This is a genomic window from Jiella endophytica (genome assembly GCF_004519335.1).
In the GTDB taxonomy this organism is placed as follows: Bacteria; Pseudomonadota; Alphaproteobacteria; order Rhizobiales; family Rhizobiaceae; genus Jiella; species Jiella endophytica.
In genome coordinates, this window is the sequence record NZ_SOZD01000003.1 from 76,000 (window position 1) to 91,390 (window position 15,391).

15 protein-coding genes are annotated in these 15,391 nt (G+C 66.3%); 6 read left to right on the forward strand and 9 right to left on the reverse strand.

Annotation, left to right across the window (positions count from 1 at the left end):
• Nucleotides 1-8: 8 nt before the first annotated feature.
• On the reverse strand, nucleotides 9-2,198 hold the full coding sequence (locus E3C22_RS10275; RefSeq protein WP_134761945.1) for an anthranilate synthase: 2,190 nt from the start codon (nucleotides 2,196-2,198) through the stop codon (nucleotides 9-11).
• Nucleotides 2,199-2,429: 231 nt separating this feature from the next.
• The gene (gene cysS, locus E3C22_RS10280) at nucleotides 2,430-3,887 is read right to left on the reverse strand and encodes a cysteine--tRNA ligase (protein ID WP_134762453.1); all 1,458 of its coding nucleotides are present in this window, start codon (nucleotides 3,885-3,887) and stop codon (nucleotides 2,430-2,432) included.
• 473 nt (nucleotides 3,888-4,360) lie between these two features.
• Here cysS and E3C22_RS10285 point away from each other — a divergent pair, with 473 nt between their 5' ends.
• Nucleotides 4,361-4,549, forward strand: a complete 189-nt coding sequence (locus tag E3C22_RS10285) for a hypothetical protein (RefSeq protein WP_134761946.1) — start codon at nucleotides 4,361-4,363, stop codon at nucleotides 4,547-4,549.
• Between the two features lie 220 nt (nucleotides 4,550-4,769).
• Here the strand turns inward: E3C22_RS10285 and E3C22_RS10290 are convergent, their stop codons facing one another.
• A complete protein-coding gene (locus tag E3C22_RS10290; protein ID WP_134761947.1) occupies nucleotides 4,770-5,414 on the reverse strand; it encodes an SOS response-associated peptidase in 645 nt (214 codons plus the stop codon).
• Nucleotides 5,415-5,494: 80 nt separating this feature from the next.
• Here E3C22_RS10290 and E3C22_RS10295 point away from each other — a divergent pair, with 80 nt between their 5' ends.
• From E3C22_RS10295 to E3C22_RS10310, 4 genes are all read left to right on the forward strand, one after another.
• Nucleotides 5,495-5,914, forward strand: a complete 420-nt coding sequence (locus tag E3C22_RS10295) for an NUDIX domain-containing protein (RefSeq protein ID WP_134761948.1) — start codon at nucleotides 5,495-5,497, stop codon at nucleotides 5,912-5,914.
• Between the two features lie 131 nt (nucleotides 5,915-6,045).
• A complete protein-coding gene (locus E3C22_RS10300; protein ID WP_134761949.1) occupies nucleotides 6,046-6,483 on the forward strand; it encodes a TIGR02301 family protein in 438 nt (145 codons plus the stop codon).
• A 103-nt stretch (nucleotides 6,484-6,586) separates the two neighbouring features.
• Nucleotides 6,587-6,847, forward strand: a complete 261-nt coding sequence (locus tag E3C22_RS10305; protein WP_134761950.1) for a hypothetical protein — start codon at nucleotides 6,587-6,589, stop codon at nucleotides 6,845-6,847.
• A gap of 177 nt (nucleotides 6,848-7,024) precedes the next feature.
• A complete protein-coding gene (locus E3C22_RS10310; RefSeq protein WP_134761951.1) occupies nucleotides 7,025-8,017 on the forward strand; it encodes a nuclear transport factor 2 family protein in 993 nt (330 codons plus the stop codon).
• A 41-nt stretch (nucleotides 8,018-8,058) separates the two neighbouring features.
• Here E3C22_RS10310 and E3C22_RS10315 read toward each other — a convergent pair whose 3' ends face one another.
• Complete coding sequence (locus E3C22_RS10315; RefSeq protein ID WP_134761952.1) at nucleotides 8,059-9,447, reverse strand: 8-oxoguanine deaminase; 1,389 nt, start codon at nucleotides 9,445-9,447, stop codon at nucleotides 8,059-8,061.
• A 10-nt stretch (nucleotides 9,448-9,457) separates the two neighbouring features.
• Nucleotides 9,458-10,249, reverse strand: a complete 792-nt coding sequence (locus tag E3C22_RS10320; RefSeq protein WP_134761953.1) for a creatininase family protein — start codon at nucleotides 10,247-10,249, stop codon at nucleotides 9,458-9,460.
• Nucleotides 10,250-10,517: 268 nt separating this feature from the next.
• On the opposite strand from E3C22_RS10320, the gene E3C22_RS10325 reads away from it, so the two are divergent.
• Nucleotides 10,518-10,907, forward strand: a complete 390-nt coding sequence (locus E3C22_RS10325; RefSeq protein ID WP_245514908.1) for a MarR family winged helix-turn-helix transcriptional regulator — start codon at nucleotides 10,518-10,520, stop codon at nucleotides 10,905-10,907.
• A gap of 25 nt (nucleotides 10,908-10,932) precedes the next feature.
• On the opposite strand, the gene E3C22_RS10330 is transcribed toward E3C22_RS10325, so the two are convergent.
• The 4 genes from E3C22_RS10330 to E3C22_RS10345 form a co-directional block, all read right to left on the reverse strand.
• Entirely contained in the window at nucleotides 10,933-12,381 is a 1,449-nt protein-coding gene (locus E3C22_RS10330) for an aspartate aminotransferase family protein (RefSeq protein WP_134761954.1), read from the reverse strand.
• Nucleotides 12,382-12,392: 11 nt separating this feature from the next.
• Nucleotides 12,393-13,406, reverse strand: a complete 1,014-nt coding sequence (locus E3C22_RS10335; RefSeq protein ID WP_134761955.1) for an NAD-dependent epimerase/dehydratase family protein — start codon at nucleotides 13,404-13,406, stop codon at nucleotides 12,393-12,395.
• A 26-nt stretch (nucleotides 13,407-13,432) separates the two neighbouring features.
• Nucleotides 13,433-13,876, reverse strand: coding sequence for a DMT family transporter (locus tag E3C22_RS10340; RefSeq protein WP_134761956.1), 444 nt, complete (start codon nucleotides 13,874-13,876; stop codon nucleotides 13,433-13,435).
• Nucleotides 13,877-13,972: 96 nt separating this feature from the next.
• Nucleotides 13,973-15,337: an FAD-binding oxidoreductase gene (locus E3C22_RS10345; RefSeq protein ID WP_425364967.1), complete on the reverse strand. Its 1,365-nt coding sequence runs from the start codon at nucleotides 15,335-15,337 to the stop codon at nucleotides 13,973-13,975.
• Nucleotides 15,338-15,391: the final 54 nt, after the last annotated feature.

Sequence of the window (15,391 nt, forward strand, 5' to 3'; positions counted from 1 at the left end):
CCGCCTTGCTAGGCAGCCTTTTCTCTGGCGCGTCGGGGAAGATGGGCGACGATGTTCTCGATCATCCGCATACCGGCATCGCCCCCGAGAGTCATGATGCTTTCGGGGTGGAACTGCACGGCCGCCACCGGCTCCGAGCGGTGCTCGAAGGCCATGACGATGCCGTCGTCGGTCTCGGCGGTCACCTCGAAGTCGCGCGGCAGGCGGACAGGATCGGCAAAGATCGAGTGATAGCGACCGACGGTGATCTCCGAGGGAAGCCCCGAGAAGATGATGCCCGGCTTGTCGACCCGGATGCGCGAGGGCTTGCCGTGCATCGGCAGATGCAGCGTCCTCAGCGCGCCGCCATAGGCCTCGGCCAGCGCCTGCAGGCCGAGGCAGACGCCGAAGATCGCCGCGCCGCGTTCCCGCGCCGCCGCGATCGTGCCCTTGCAGTCGAAGTCCGAGGGCATGCCGGGGCCAGGCGACAGCACCACGAGGTCGGGATCGATCCGCTCGAAGATTTCCGCCGCCACCGGGGTGCGCACCGTCGAAACCTTTGCGCCGGTCTGGCGGAAATAGTTCGCCAGGGTGTGGACGAAGGAATCCTCGTGGTCGACGAGGAGGATCGACAGCCCCTCGCCCACCTTGGCCGCCTCGCGGGTGCCGGTCGCGGCGTTGGTGGCGCCGGCCTCGCGGATCGCCCCGAGCAGCGCCGAGGCCTTGAGTTCGGTCTCGGCTTCCTCGTCCTCGGGGTTGGAATCATAGAGCAGCGTCGCACCGGCCCGGACCTCGGCGATGCCGTCCTTCAGGCGGATGGTCCGCAGCGTCAGGCCGGTGTTCATGTCGCCGTTGAAATGCACCATGCCGACGGCGCCGCCATACCAGGCACGCGGGCTTTTCTCGTTCTTCTCGATGAAGCGCATCGCCCAGAGTTTTGGCGCGCCGGTGACGGTGACCGCCCAGGCGTGAGAGAGGAAGGCGTCGAAGGCGTCCATGCCGTCGCGAAGCCGCCCCTCGATGTGATCCACCGTGTGGATCAGCCGCGAATACATCTCGATCTGGCGCCGGCCGATGACCTTCACCGAGCCCGGGTCGCAGACCCGGCTCTTGTCGTTGCGGTCGACGTCGGAACACATCGTCAGCTCCGACTCATCCTTCTTGGAGTTCAGAAGCTTCAGGATCTGCTCGGAATCCGAGATCGCATCCTCGCCGCGCTTGATCGTGCCGGAGATCGGGCAGGTCTCGACCCGCCGCCCGTTGACCCGGACGAACATCTCCGGCGAGGCGCCGATCAGGAACTCGTTCTCGCCGAGATTGATGAAGAAGGAATAGGGCGACGGGTTCACCGCCTTCAGCCGGCGGGAGATCTCCGAGGGCCGGTGCTCGGCGCGCTGGTAGAACACCTGGCCGGGAACGACTTCGAACAGATTGCCGCAGCGAAACTCCTCCTTGGCCTTGCGCACCAGTTCGGCATATTCGCCGGGCTGGTGGTCGCCGCGTGACGGGATCGCGTCGGAGGCCGCAAACGGCGCCGCCGCCCCGCCGCCTTCGAGCCCCTCGGTGGAGGCGTCGCCCATCGCAAAGTCGTAGCGGGTGAGAAAGGCCGAGGCCGAATAGTGATCGACTTCGAGAAGCTGGTCCGGAAGGTAGAGGACGAGGTCGCGGCGTTCCGGATCGCGGCTCTGCACCTCGTCCACCGGGTCGAACTGGAAGGCGAGATCGTAGCCGAAGGCGCCGTAGAGGCCGATCGCCGGATCCTCCGGCGAGCGGAACAGCGAGACGATGGTGCGAAGCACCGAAAACACCGTCGGGATGCGCGAGCGCTCCTCCTCCGTGACGGCCCGCTTCGGCTCGGCAATCCTGACGTCGAGGCGCATCTCGCCGGCCGTCAGCTCCGCGACGTCGTCACAGGCCTGGAGCGCCCTGGCGATGAAGCCGGCGAGCACCTTGCCGCGGGGGTTCAGCGCCTCGACCCAGAGCTCCCGCCCGCGCGAGGCGATCACCAGCGGCGGATCGACGAAGGCGACGTCCTGGCGGGTGTAGCGGCCGGGATATTCGTAGTTGGAAAAGAGGATCGCCCCGCGATGGGTATCCAGCCGGTCGAAATAGGGATCGATCGCGCCGTTATACTCGACGCCCTCGCGGTGCCGTTTCACCGTGACGCCGCCGGCGGTCACGTATCGCTCGCCGCCGTCCTGAAGAAGCTCGCTCACCATCCCAATTCCCTCGGGTTCTGCCCTTCGGTCCAGGCGCCACAAGCAAAAAGGCCGCCCGGACTTCGAGGCGGCCTTCATTCGAGATCACGACGCGTGTCGGCTCGGCCGCTCCGTTAGAGCGCCCACCACCAGTTCATCACCGTGACGATCGTGTTGTTCATGGCCGATCGATAGCCTTTGGCGCGAAAAAGGGCAATGGGCGGCCGCCGGCTTTCCTCCGCCGGCCGCCGATCAGCGCCTCAGCTCCCATGTCGTCACCCGCTCGCCGGTCGCAGGATCCTTGCCGTCCTTCAGCTGGATGCCTTGTTCCGCCAACGCGTCGCGGATGCGGTCGGCCTCGGCGAAGTTCTTCGCCTTGAGCAGCGCCAACCGCTCGGCAATCGCCGCCTCGACGGAAGCCTCGTCGAGGCCTGCCTGGCCCTTTGCCGCCGCCTCGGACAGACGCTTGGCGAAGCCGGCAAGGTCGACGCCGACGAGGTCGAGCGATGCGACGAGCGCCGCCGGATCGCTGCGGCGAAGCTGATGAAGTTCGGCGATCGCGGCCGCACTGGCGAGATCGTCGGACAGCGCCTCGACGAAGCGCTGGCTCGGCGCGCTCGCCGCGGCGCCCTCGCTTGCCCGAGCAAATCCGTCGAGCAGTTCCTCGGCCTCCTCCAGCCGCTTGACCGAAAAATCGATCGGCTCGCGATAGTGCGTCATCAGCATGGCGAGCCGCAGCACCTCGCCCGGCCAGGCCCGACCGCCGAAGTTCTCTGTCTCCAGGAGCTCGCGGATGGTGAAGAAGTTGCCGTCGGACTTCGACATCTTCTTCCCCTCCACCTGGAGGAAGCCGTTGTGCATCCAGACCTCCGCCATGGTGGCGCCGCCATGGGCGCAGCGCGACTGGGCGATCTCGTTCTCGTGGTGCGGGAAGATCAGGTCGAGACCGCCGCCATGGATGTCGAAGGTCTCGCCGAGGAGGGCTTCCGACATCACCGAGCATTCCAGGTGCCAGCCCGGCCGGCCGCGGCCCCAGGGGCTCTCCCAGCCGGGCTCCTCGGGCGAGGAGAGTTTCCACAGGACGAAATCGCCGGGGTTCTTCTTGTGGCTGTCGACGGCGATCCGCGCGCCGGCCTTCTGGTCCTCGAGCTTGCGGTTCGAAAGCTTGCCGTAATCGGCCATCGAGGTGACGTCGAACAGCACCTCGCCGCCCGCCTCATAGGCGTGGCCCTTGGCGATCAGCGTCTCGATCATCGCGATCATGTCGTGCCCGTCGCCGCGCTGGACATAGGCGGTGGCGCGCGGCTCGAAGCTCGGCTCGAGGCAGCCGAGCGCCGCGACGTCGGCATGGTACTGGTCGGCCGTCGTCGACGTCACCCTGGCGATCGCCTCGTTCAGCGGCAGGCCGGGGAAATCCCTCGCGGCACGCGCGTTGATCTTGTCGTCGACGTCGGTGATGTTGCGGACATAGGTGACATGCTCGGCGCCATAGAGATGGCGCAGCAGCCGGTAGAGGACGTCGAAGACGATCGCCGGCCGCGCGTTGCCGATATGGGCATAGTCGTAGACCGTCGGGCCGCAGACATACATGCGCACCCGCCGCTCGGCCTCGGAGGGCCCGCCGTCCCGCCAGTCGAGCGGACGGAATTCCTCCTTCGTCCGGGTCAGAGTGTTGTGGAGCCGCAAGCCGCGGAAGCCGTCGTCGGTCATGTCCATGTCCCTTCTGCGGTCGCTCGGCCGCCGCAGCCGGTTCGTCGTTCCAGTTCACGCGTCGCATTACAGGATGTCGCAGGCGATGGCGATTCGCTGCCGGCATGCGGCTTGGTCGACCGTGACGGGCACTCCATGAGGCGCCACCTTGCAACCGATGACCGGCGTCGTCGCGCGGCGATGTCCGGCGCGTCATCCAATCGTCATCGTCGGCGCTCTGGGCACTGACGGATCGTATCGCTCCGACACACAATTTGTCCTGAAAACCGGGCTCGGAACGATATCCCTCGAAGCCTGCGATTTGGCGAAATTCTTGCTCGTTTTCAGCCACTTCCCTGTCGCATGGAGGACACGCCCGCGTGCTCGCCCGACAATTTGCGACTTTCGCGCAAGGAAGCTTTAGCCATTGTCTTCAAACTGGCGCAATCGAGCCGCTGAAGTCGGCCATCCACATGCAGATGCGAGCACATGACATGACCACCAAGGACAACCTGCAATTCCGCTCCAAGCGCGAACGCGAGAGCGAGATCGACCTCGTGCGCAACTACCGCGACATCGCGATTCCGGCGATCGCCGCTGCCAGCCAGGCCGGCCGCAAGGCGGTCGCGAATGCCGGCAAGGCACGCCGCTCGGACGAGCCGCAGCTGATCGCCGCCGAGTGATCCGCATTGCCGCTGCGCCGATGAGCGGCGCGGCGGCGGGTGGCATCGCGGCCTTCGCCGCCTGCCTGACAAGGCGCGGGCGGCCTGCCATGACGGCAGGCTGCCCGCTTACCGGCCGTCTGTCGCCGTCGGGGGACTGGGCCGGAAGAACGCACCGCGGATCGCCGAAGGCCGTAGCCAGCGTCTTGGTCGCTCAATCGCTGCGAACATTTCCGGCAGATCAGTCCGCCGCGCCGATCTCGAGCGCTTCGGTGCGCGGCGCGACCAACAAGTCACCGACATCTCCCGGCCCGAAGTTACGGCAGTCGAGCCAGCGGCCGAAATCCTCCCTTGCGATCACCACCGGCAACCGCTCGGGCAGGCCGCGATCCTCGGGGCTCGTCGGCGCGGTCAGGATCGCCGCCGTGTCGATCTCGCTGCCGTCCGGCGCCATGTAGCCTTCCATCAGCCCGGCGATGGCGAAGATCGGCTCGCCGGCGATGGCGAGACGGCGGGTCGTCGCCGGCCCGTCACGATCTCTCCCGTCCATTCGGCGAAAGAAGGCGCTCGCCGGCACGAGGCAGCGGCGATGACGCATCGCGCCGCGGAAGGCGGCGTTCTCGGCGGCCGTCTCGGCCTTCGCGTTGAACATCGCCGGCAATTGCTCTTCGCCCCGGAACCAGCCCGGGATCAGCCCCCAGCGCACCAGTTGCGCAAAGCGGCCGGCGCGATAGGTGTCCACCCTCCCCTCGCTGCCGGCAAGGACGATGAGGATCGGCTGCGTCGGCAGGATGCGCGGGCGCGGCGGAAAGTCGTCGATGCCGGCAAGGTCGAAATGGGCGGCGACGGCCCGGGGCGATGCCGTCAGGGAGAAGCGGCCTGCCATCTCTCAGATCTCCCGCTCGTCTTGCCGACCGGCGGAGCCTGACAGGAGGGCAACGCCAGGCAGCCATGGAGTACGCCAGGATGCGCGAAGCAAGGCCACGTCTCGGAGTCTCCGTCTGTCTTTCGAACAGCAAGGGTATCCTTCTCGTGCGCCGGGGCAAGGCGCCCTATCGCGGCCTCTGGAGCCTTCCCGGCGGCGGCGTTCGCTTCGGCGAGCGGCTGCTCGACGCAGCGCGGCGCGAACTCATCGAAGAGACCGGGCTTGCGGCCGGTGATCTCGCCTTCGCAACCTTTCACGAGGCGATCTCCGACGAGGGCCATGCGGTCATCGCGGTCTTTGCCGGCCATCTCGGCGCGGGCGCGGCGCCAAAGGCGCAGGACGACGCCGAAGCGGTTGAGATCGTCCACCCCGACGAGGTCTTCGCCCGCGAATCGGCAAGCGGGACGACGCCCGGCCTTCATGGTGTCGTGATGCAGTGCCTCGCTCTGTTCGATCGCTGATCCGACCGGCGGCTCGCCCGCCGCTGACGCAACGGACATTAACTGCATCCGGCAGCGGTTGTTGCGGCGAGGCCGCAGAACGGCAAATAAAGCCCGTCGCCGGCCCTCGCGGCTTGCGGCAGGCTTAACGAATGATGAATTCTGTCAACATGATCGTCAGACGACTCATACTCGCGGCCGTGTTGGCAACCGCCGGGCTCGCTCCGGCCGGCGGCGCCTTCGCGCAGGGTGAGGCACCGGAGGCCGCACAGCCCGAGCGCCAGGGCGATGCGGCCTACATGCAGCCGCTCGGCCGGTTGGCGATGATCCTCGGATCGATGCATTTCCTGCGCAAGCTCTGCGACGATCCGGAGGCGGAAGTCTGGCGCGACAAGATGCGCGAACTGATCGACGCACAGGCGCCGACGGAGACCGAGAAGCAGCAGCTGATCGCGAATTTCAACAATGGTTACCGTACCTTCGCAGCGACCTATCGCAGCTGTACGAGCGCCGCGCGGATCGCCGTCAACCGCTACCAGAAAGAGGGAGCCGCTCTGGCACGGGAGATCGGCTCAAGGTACGGGAGTTAACGCTTGATTAACGATCGGTGGGGATTCGCGCAGTCGAGCGCCCGACACCATGATAGGTCTTAACGACTGGTGAAATCGGGGACGCAATTTTTAAGGGGGTCATATGATCGATCTACAGAGCGCTGAACTGGACGAGATGATCCAGGCCGAAAAGAAGCAGGTGGCCCTCGAATATCACAACGAGGCTTGGGCTGACGGCATCTCCGACGGCATCGAGACGGAAATCCTCGCCGAGACGGCGATCACCACCGCGCTGACCGAACTCGTGCGGCTGCATGGCGAGGACGACGTCCTGTCGCTGATGGAAGGGCTGAGGAAGCGCCTCGAATACGGCGAGTTCCGCGCCGACCGGACGATCCAGTAGTCCCGCACGAGAGACCCCGCACCGGCGATTGCGGCCGGTCGATCGACGCCAGTCCATCCGAGCCAGTCGCGAAGGGCCATTAAACACGGTCGCGTCGTCCCCCATATGGAACATGCAGGGCGAAGGGGCGCGTCCTGCAGAACCGATCCGTTTGCAGCAGCAAAGGCAGCCGCACCGATGCGCCGTTCAACGAGCCTCCTTCCCCGATTCGCCACGGCCGGCCTGTCGCTGTTCGTCGCCGGCGAGGCCATGGCATTCTCGCAGTTCGAAGGCGAGAACGGCAGCTTCAGCGGCAGCAAGGACGGCATCATCGCGGTTCCCCTGCCGCCTTTGCCCGGCTCGGACTCCGAGCGGGCCGGCCCCAATCCGCCGGCGGGCTTCCTCGACAAGAAAAATTCGGCCGACCCGAAGGAGCGCCACCGCAACGACGCGGTGCCGGCGGACAACTCCGGCGACGACGACCAGGAAATGGAAGGCACCGACCAGGGCGAGGTGCCGATCGCCCCGGAAGACGAGAGCGCCCCGGCGGTCACCAGGCCGGGCGACGGCCTGCCCGCCCGGCTGCCGCGCGGCGATGACAAGACCTCCACCCCGGCGCAGTACCAGGCCGAGCCGGGCAAGCAGCCGACGGAAGAGACTGGCCCGCGGGTCGGTCGGCCTTTCGGCAATGGCGATCAGCAGACGGATCCTGCCGTCCCCCTCGCCGCCGAGATCGGCTATGGCACCGAAAAGCTGCCGGCGCCCGTCCGCGAGCTGCGCGAAAAGCTGATGGAGGCAGCGAAGACCGGCGACATCGAGAAGCTCCGGCCGATGATCGCCACCGGCGAGGACGGCACGGTGGTGAGCTTCGGCGAGACCCCCAAGGACCCGATCGATTTCCTCAAGACCGCCTCCGGCGACGGCGAGGGCATCGAAATCCTGGCGATCCTCGTCGACATCCTGCAGTCGGGCTATGCAAGGGTCGAGCCGAACAGCGACGACGAGATCTATGTCTGGCCCTATTTCACCCAGGTCGACCCGTCGCGGCTGACCAAGCCGCAGCTCGTCGAGCTGTTCGAGATCGTCACCGCCGGCGACTACCAGTCGATGATCGATTTCGGCGCATATAATTTCTACCGCGTCGGCATCACTCCCGACGGCAAGCTGCAGTTCTTCGTCGCCGGCGACTGACGCTGGCCCGCAGGCGTTGGCGTCCGTCGACGGAATGAGCGTCAGCGGAAGCGCAGCGATGCCCTGCCGTGCGCTTCCCGCAGCGCCGCGACGTCGACGCCCGACGGCATGCCGTCCTCCACCCGCCACCTGCCGGCGACCATCACCCGGTCTGCGCCCTGCGCGCCGCAAAGGACGAGCGCGGCGATCTTGTCGTGCGCACCGGAGAAGCGCAATTCGTCGAGAGTGAAGAGCGCAAGGTCCGCCTGCGCCCCGACGGCGATGCGGCCGAGCTCCGGCCGGCCGAGACAGGCGGCCGAGCCCGTCGTTGCCAACTGGATCGCGTCGCGGGCGGTGAAGGCCGCAGCCGATCGCGTCCGCAGCCGCTGGACCATCAGCGCATTGCGCAGCTCGGCGATCATGTTCGAGCCGTCGTTGGAGGCCGAGCCGTCGACCCCGAGGCCCACCGGCGCGCCGGCCGCCTGGAGATCGCTCACCTGGCAAAAGCCGGAGGCGAGCACCGCGTTCGAGGCCGGGCAGTGGCAGACGCCGACCTTGTGGTGGCCGAGCTTGGCGCATTCCTCGGTGGTGAAATGGATGCCATGGGCGAGCCAAGTCCTCGGGCCGAGCCAGCCGACATCCTCCAGGTAGTCGAGCGGACGACAGCCGAAGGTCTCCTCGCAGAAGCGGTTCTCGTCCTCGGTCTCGCCGAGATGGGTATGCAGCCGGCAGTCGTGCCGTTCCGCCAGTGACGCCGTCTCGCGCATCAGCGCCTTCGTCGAGGAGAAGGGCGAGCATGGCGCGAGGGCGATCTGCACCATCGCGTCTTCCGACCGGTCGTGATGCCGATGCAGCAGCCGCTCCGAATCGGCCAGGATCGTGTCGGCATCCTGGACGACATGGTCGGGAGGCAGGCCGCCATCCTTCTCGGACAGATCCATCGAGCCGCGGGTCAGCGTCACCCGGATGCCGAGAGCCCTCGCCTCCTCCACCTCGATGTCGATGGCGTCGTCCAGCCCTTCGGGAAAGAGATAGTGATGATCGGCCGCCGTGGTGCAGCCGGACATCAGGAGTTCCGTCAAGGCGAGCCGCGCGGCGAGCCGCAGGCTCTCTGGATCGAGCCGCCCCCAGATCGGGTAGAGGCTCGTCAGCCAGGGGAAGAGCTCCTTGTCGATCGCGGCGGGATGCGCGCGGGTCAGCGTCTGGTAGAAGTGGTGATGCGTGTTGATCAGCCCCGGCAGCACCACGTGGCGGCTGGCGTCGAAGGTCGCGTCGACGGGCTGTGCGGGCGTCGCACCGGCAGGCACCAGTTCGGCGATGCGGCCGCCCTCGACGACGATGCCGCCCTCGGCGCCCTCGGCAAGGATCGCCAGCGGCTGCTTCAGCCAGAGCCGCCGGGCGCCGCCTGTCGCCGCACCGTCCCCTGCCTGCCCGTTCGATTGCGACGCCATCGCCGTCACCTCATGTCAGATCATCGAGATCGAATGCCAGAACATCGCCGAGGAACGCAATGAAGGCGTCGGACTGATGGTCGGCGATCGCCCGGCCGATCTCGGGGGTGGCAAGGCTCGCGTCGCCGACGACGCCGGCCTCATTCAGGTCGCCGGCCATCCAGCCGAAGCCGAGCCGTCCGTGAGCACGTAGATGGGTGTGGCGTGCGGCAAGCTTCGCTTGCAGCGTCGCAAAGCGGCCGATCTTCTGGCTCCTGACGAGATCCGGCCGGAAATGCAGCATCAGCGCCGTTTCCACCGCGCCGCCATGGATGCCCTGCGCGATCTCCTCGGCGGGCAGCAGGCCTTCCGGATATCCGAAGCGCAGCCAGGAACAGGTCGCAACCAGCATCTGACGCTCGCGGCGGAGCTCCAGCGCCGCGGTGTCCATCACCGGCGTGTTGCCGCCATGGGCATTGACGATGACGAGGCGGCGGAAACCGGCGTCGGCAAGACCCTCGCCGATCTCGATGATCGCCGAGGTCACGGTGCGCCAGTCGAGGCTGAGCGTTCCGGGAAACTGCGTGTGTTCGGCCGACTTGCCAAGCCGGAAGGTCGGAAGGAACGTCGCCCTCGTCTCCTCGCCGAGCCGGGGGAGAACGGCCTCGACCATTGCGTCGGCGAGGATCGCGTCGGTGCCAAGCGGCAGATGCGGCCCATGCTGTTCGATCGCCGCGATCGGCAGCACCACGACCGCACCGGCAAGCTCCTCGCGACAGGCCGCGAGCTCTTCGCTGGTCATCTCCTCGAAGCGTCGCTTCATCGTCCCGCCATGTCCGATTGATCGATTCCTGCGCAAACGCCTAAGCTGCAGGTTGCCATCCTGCCGCCTTTGCCATAACGCGGTGAAGCGCTCGCTGATATTGTAAGCCGAACTTTCTGAAAACACTCATTGAACATTTTATATGATCGCCGCACGACGATTCTGCCGGCGATCTTTGCAACCGAGAGACAAGATGGCGAGGAAAAAGAAGAAAGGATCGGTCACAGGCCAGTTAGTCCTTGCGGCAAGGAGCGCGAGGACAGCGTTATTGCATAATCTTGGTACGACGGAAATCTATCCCGGCCAGGACAACGTCCTCATAACTATAGGGAAGAGCGACGGGATTACGCTGCGCGATCTCGCCGAAAAGCTCGCCGTGCGGCCGCCAACGGTCACGAAGACGATCGCCCGTCTGGTCGCGCAGGGGCTCGTCGAAAAGCGCCTCTCCGACACCGACGCCCGCCAGAGCCGGGCCTTTCTGACAGCGGAGGGCGCTGCCCTGGTCGAGCGGGTCCAGCAGGCGCAGAAATCCCTCGAGCGCCGCGCCCTGTCGGGTTTCACGGAGCGTGAGCGCAAGGCGTTCCGCCGCTATCTCATCCGCGTCCAGAAAAACCTCGCCGAGACCGACGAGGAGACGGGCGGCGACGGCGAGCTCTGAGCCCCGCCGTCCCCGGAAGGCTTCGTCAGCCGATCTGCGACTTCACGAAATCCTTGACGATCGAAACGATGCCGCGGCCGAGCAGGCTGTCGAGCGCGTCGCAGAACTGGTCGACATGCTCCTCGCCGCAGATCAGCGGCGGCTCGAGGCGGATGACATTGCGATTGTACTCGGTGAAGGCGACGAGAACGTCGTAGTCGCGCAAGAGCAGCGCCCCGATGAAGCCGGAGAGCGAGCCCTTCAGCTTGTCGTCGAGGATCGCCACCATCGGACGGAGGGCGAGCGGCAGGGTCCGCGAGAAGTCCTGGAACTCCAGCCCGACGAACAGGCCCTGGCCGCGCACGTCCTTGATGATCTGCGGATATTTCGCCTGGATCGTCTTCAGCCGCGAGAGCAGATAGGCGCCGGTGTCGGCGGAATTGCCGATCAGGTCCTCGTCATAGAGGACGTTGAGCCCCTCGATCGCCGTGACGCAGGCTTCGCCGATGCCGCCGAAGGTCGCCTGGGCGTGGATCATCGCCGTCTTCGGAGTGCCGTAGGCCTTCATGTAGACGCTGCGCTTGGCGATCATCGCGCCGACCGCCGCCTTGCCGCCGCCGAGTGACTTGGCGAGGGCGGTGACGTCGGGGACGACGCCGTGATGTTCGAAGGCGTAGAACTTGCCGGTGCGCCCGTAGCCGCACTGCACCTCGTCGGCGACCCAGAGGACGTCGTGCCGGTCGCAGAGGGCGCGCACGCCCTGCCAGTATTCGGTCGGCGCGCCGATGATGCCGCCACCGCCCTGCACGGTCTCGAGCACGACGACGCCGATGTCCTTGTCGTTCTCGATCGCCCGCTTCAGGGCCTCGAGATCGCCGAACGGCACCTTCACCCGGTTGTCGACCAGCTTGAACTCGCCCTGATAGAGGTTCGAGTCGGTGATCGACAGAACGCCCTTCGACTTGCCGTGGAAGGAATTCTCGGCATGGACGATCTTGCAGTTCTTGCGACCGGACGCCCGCTCGGCGACCTTGATCGCCGCTTCCATGGCCTCCGACCCCGTGGAGCCGAGGAAGACCATGTCGAGTTCGCCCGGCGAGCATTCGGCAAGGTTCTTGGCGAGCGCCGCGGCATATTGCGACAGGAAGGCGATGGCGATCTCGTGGCGCTTCTCTTCCTGGAAGCGCTCGCGCGCCGCCAGCACCCGCGGATGGTTGTGGCCATGGGCGAGCGAGCCGAAGCCGCCGAAGAAGTCGAGGATCTTCCGGCCGTTCTGGTCGGTGTAGTACATCCCCTCGGCCCGCTCGATCTTCACCTTGTGGAAGCCGAGCAGCTTCATGAAGTGGAACTGGCCGGGATTGATGTGGTCCTTGAAGAGGTCCGCCATCGTCTCGACGGGCATCGCCTTGGCGTCCTCGACGGAGAGCAGCCGGGGCTTGGCCGGGCCGCGCCGCGAGGCGACGTCGAGGGTGGTGGTCACGGGACGGTCGAGCATGATGTATCCCCTCACTCCGCCGGCTGCGCGTGCTGCGAGACCGTGCCGGCCTTGCCTGCGAGCTTGTTGCGATATTCGCTGTAGGCGGCGATCAGCATGTCCTCGTCGCGATACTGCGGCACCCAGCCGAGCTGGCGCTCGCCCTTTTTGACATCGAGGACGCATTCCTCGTCGGCGATGAGATACTGCTCGGGATCCATCAGCGGCATGTTGAGCATGTCGAGGAAATCGAGCGTGCGCTTGACCGCCCAGCCGGGCGTCGGGACGAGGATCGACTTCGAGCCGGCGTGGCGGATGAGGTCGCCGAGCAGCTTCCTGACCGGCGGCGGGTTGATCGAGCCGAGATTGTAGGCCTCGTTCGGAACGCCGGCCTTCCAGGCAAGACGCGCGGCCTCGGCGCAGTCGAACACCGAGATGAACTGGTAGGGGTTCTTGCCCGAACCGATCATCGGCACCGGCAGGTTGTGGTCGATCAGCTTGAACAGCTTCTCCAGGATGCCGAGCCGGCCCGGGCCGATGATCAGGCGCGGGCGGAACAGCGAGATGTTCATGCCCTTCTCGCGCCACTTCGCCGCGAGGATCTCGGTGTCGAGCTTCGACTGGCCGTATTCGCCGAGCGGCGCGACCGGATGCTCCTCGGTCATCGGATAGGTGACCGTGTGGCCGTAGATCATGTCGGTGGTGAAGTGCACCAGCTTCGGCGAGCCGGCGTCGGCCATCGCGTGGATGATGTTCTCGGTGCCGAAATAGTTCACCGGGTAGAAGAAGTCGTGACGCTTCGCCTTGACCTGGATCGGCGAGAGCATCTTGGCCGACAGATTGTAGACCATGTCCTCGGGCGCCAGCGGCACGCGGGCGACGGCGGCCTTGTCGGTGACGTCGCAATGGAGGAAACGCGCGGCGCCGTAATGCGGCAGGTCGCTCTTGACGATGTCGGCGACGATCACCTCCTCGCCGTCGGCAGTCAGTTTCTTGGCGAGATGGCGGCCAACGAAGCCGTCACCGCCGAAAATCACGTGTTTCATGGCGAAGCCCTCGGACTGGGAAGTTGTCAGGATTGGTGGCTGGCGGTGTCGCTGGCGACCGCCTCGACGGCATCCACCGCCGGATCGGCATGGCCAGTGCCGCCGCTCTGGGCGATGAAGAAGGTGCCGCCGCAAATCAGCGCGATGCCGACGATGCGCATGGCGTTCACCTCTTCGTGGAAGACGAAATAGGCAAACACCGCGACCGCCACATAAGCGAGCGACAGGAACGGATAGGCGAAGGAGAGGTCGACCTTCGACAGGACGAAGAGGTGCGACGCCATCGAGATCACGAAGGTGCAGAGGCCGAGGAAGACCCACGGGCTGAACACGATCTGCAGGATCTTCAGGACCGGGTTGGCGCCGGCGAAACTCAGCGTCCCGAGCTGCATCATGCCGTATTTCAGCATCACCTGCGCCGCGGCGTTGGTGAAGACGGTGAAGAGGATGAAGGGAATGTATTTCGTCATCGGCCTGATCTTTCCGTCGAGCCATCGGCAGTGGCGCCTGATCTGACGGAAGGTCATAGCGCCTTAAGTTCAGTGATGCGTTAAGGGGCCGGCCGCTCAGGCGCCTGCGAGAAGTATTCTGCCGGCCGTGGTAAAGGAATTGCCGACCGGATCCATCGAATGCGAAGCATCCGCTCCGCCCACCTCGGCGGCTTCGCCGAGCCGCAGGGCCGTGCGCCGCCAAAAGTCCGACAGCATTGCCGGGTCGCGCTCGGCTTCCAGCTGCCGCCAGCCCGGAAACCCGGCAGCGAAGGTCGCGGCCGACATTCGGGCGTCCTTGTAGGGGTTCACCGCGCCGCCTGCCTCGATGGTCAGCCGGTCGAGCTCGGCGAGAAGCTTGAGGGTCCTGTCACCGCGATGGGGAAAATCGAGGGTCAGCGTGTAGCCGGGGCGCGGAAAGCTGGTGAGGCCGGGGCTTTTCAGGTCGCCGAAACGCTTCAGCACCGTCAGGAAGGAGCCGTGGCCGTGGTGCCTCGCGCATTCGATCAGCGATCGAACAACCGTCTCGGCCCCGGCGAAAGGCACGACGCTCTGATGCTGGAACAGCCCGCGAGGACCGTAGAGCCGGTTCCAGGCACCGATCCTGTCGAGCGGATAGAAGAAACCCGCGAAAGGCACCGTGCGGACGCTGGTGCCGGCTTTGGCCTTGCGGAAATAGGCCTCGTTGAAGGCCTTGAGGAACGGCCCGGCGAGCGGGCTCACCGGCGGCGTGAACGGCACGCTGGCCAGCCGCCCTCCCGCTTCTCCGCTCATGTCGCCGGTCTCGGCATGGTCGCCGCAGATCAGATGGCCGCGGCCGAGGCTCTGTCCGCCGGCGAGCGAATCGATCCACGCGACAGCATATTCGTGGCGCTCGTCCGCCGCCTCGGCGAGGTCGAAATAGTCGGCGAGGCGGTCGAAGCGCGTCGTCGTCTCGACGATCGACAGCGACGGCACCTTCATCAGCCGGATCGTCGCCCGGCGGATCAGCCCCGTCAGTCCCATGCCGGAGATCGTCGCGGCAAAGAGCCCGGCGTTCTCGTCGGGCGTCAGCGTGAGCTGCCCGCGATCGGAGCGCTCCAGTTCGATCGCCTCGACCCAGCGTCCGAAAGTGCCCCGCCGGTGGTGGTTCTTGCCGTGAATATCGTTGGCGATCGCCCCGCCGAGGGTGACGAACTGCGTCCCCGGCGTGACGGGCAGAAACCAGCCATGCGGCGCAGCGTGGCGGGTGATCTCGGAAAACAGAACGCCGGCATCCGCGGTGAGGTGGCCCGTCACGGGATCGAAGGCGGTGATCTTCGGCTCGGCGCCCTGCCTTGCGTCGAGGAGCGTGCCGCGATCGTTGTGGCAGCTGTCGCCATAGGACCGGCCGTTGCCGAAGGGCAGCAATCCGCCCTCGCCCGTCGCCGCGGGAGACGAGCGCCACTCGCCCGCCGCCGGCATGGCAGCGCGCGGGCCTTTTTTCAGGCGGCCCCAACTGTCATGGGCGAAACGCGA

Bases quoted from the DNA above. Each gene is read 5' to 3' on its own strand.
- E3C22_RS10345 (WP_425364967.1), bottom strand. From the start codon at position 15,337: ATGCCGGCGGCGGGCGAGTGGCGCTCGTCTCCCGCGGCGACGGGCGAG.
- E3C22_RS10320 (WP_134761953.1), bottom strand. From the start codon at position 10,249: ATGAAGCGACGCTTCGAGGAGATGACCAGCGAAGAGCTCGCGGCCTGT.
- E3C22_RS10335 (WP_134761955.1), bottom strand. From the start codon at position 13,406: ATGAAACACGTGATTTTCGGCGGTGACGGCTTCGTTGGCCGCCATCTC.
- E3C22_RS10275 (WP_134761945.1), bottom strand. From the start codon at position 2,198: ATGGTGAGCGAGCTTCTTCAGGACGGCGGCGAGCGATACGTGACCGCC.
- E3C22_RS10305 (WP_134761950.1), top strand. From the start codon at position 6,587: ATGATCGATCTACAGAGCGCTGAACTGGACGAGATGATCCAGGCCGAA.
- cysS (WP_134762453.1), bottom strand. From the start codon at position 3,887: ATGACCGACGACGGCTTCCGCGGCTTGCGGCTCCACAACACTCTGACC.
- E3C22_RS10290 (WP_134761947.1), bottom strand. From the start codon at position 5,414: ATGGCAGGCCGCTTCTCCCTGACGGCATCGCCCCGGGCCGTCGCCGCC.
- E3C22_RS10295 (WP_134761948.1), top strand. From the start codon at position 5,495: ATGCGCGAAGCAAGGCCACGTCTCGGAGTCTCCGTCTGTCTTTCGAAC.
- E3C22_RS10300 (WP_134761949.1), top strand. From the start codon at position 6,046: ATGATGAATTCTGTCAACATGATCGTCAGACGACTCATACTCGCGGCC.
- E3C22_RS10310 (WP_134761951.1), top strand. From the start codon at position 7,025: ATGCGCCGTTCAACGAGCCTCCTTCCCCGATTCGCCACGGCCGGCCTG.
- E3C22_RS10285 (WP_134761946.1), top strand. From the start codon at position 4,361: ATGACCACCAAGGACAACCTGCAATTCCGCTCCAAGCGCGAACGCGAG.
- E3C22_RS10315 (WP_134761952.1), bottom strand. From the start codon at position 9,447: ATGGCGTCGCAATCGAACGGGCAGGCAGGGGACGGTGCGGCGACAGGC.
- E3C22_RS10330 (WP_134761954.1), bottom strand. From the start codon at position 12,381: ATGCTCGACCGTCCCGTGACCACCACCCTCGACGTCGCCTCGCGGCGC.
- E3C22_RS10340 (WP_134761956.1), bottom strand. From the start codon at position 13,876: ATGACGAAATACATTCCCTTCATCCTCTTCACCGTCTTCACCAACGCC.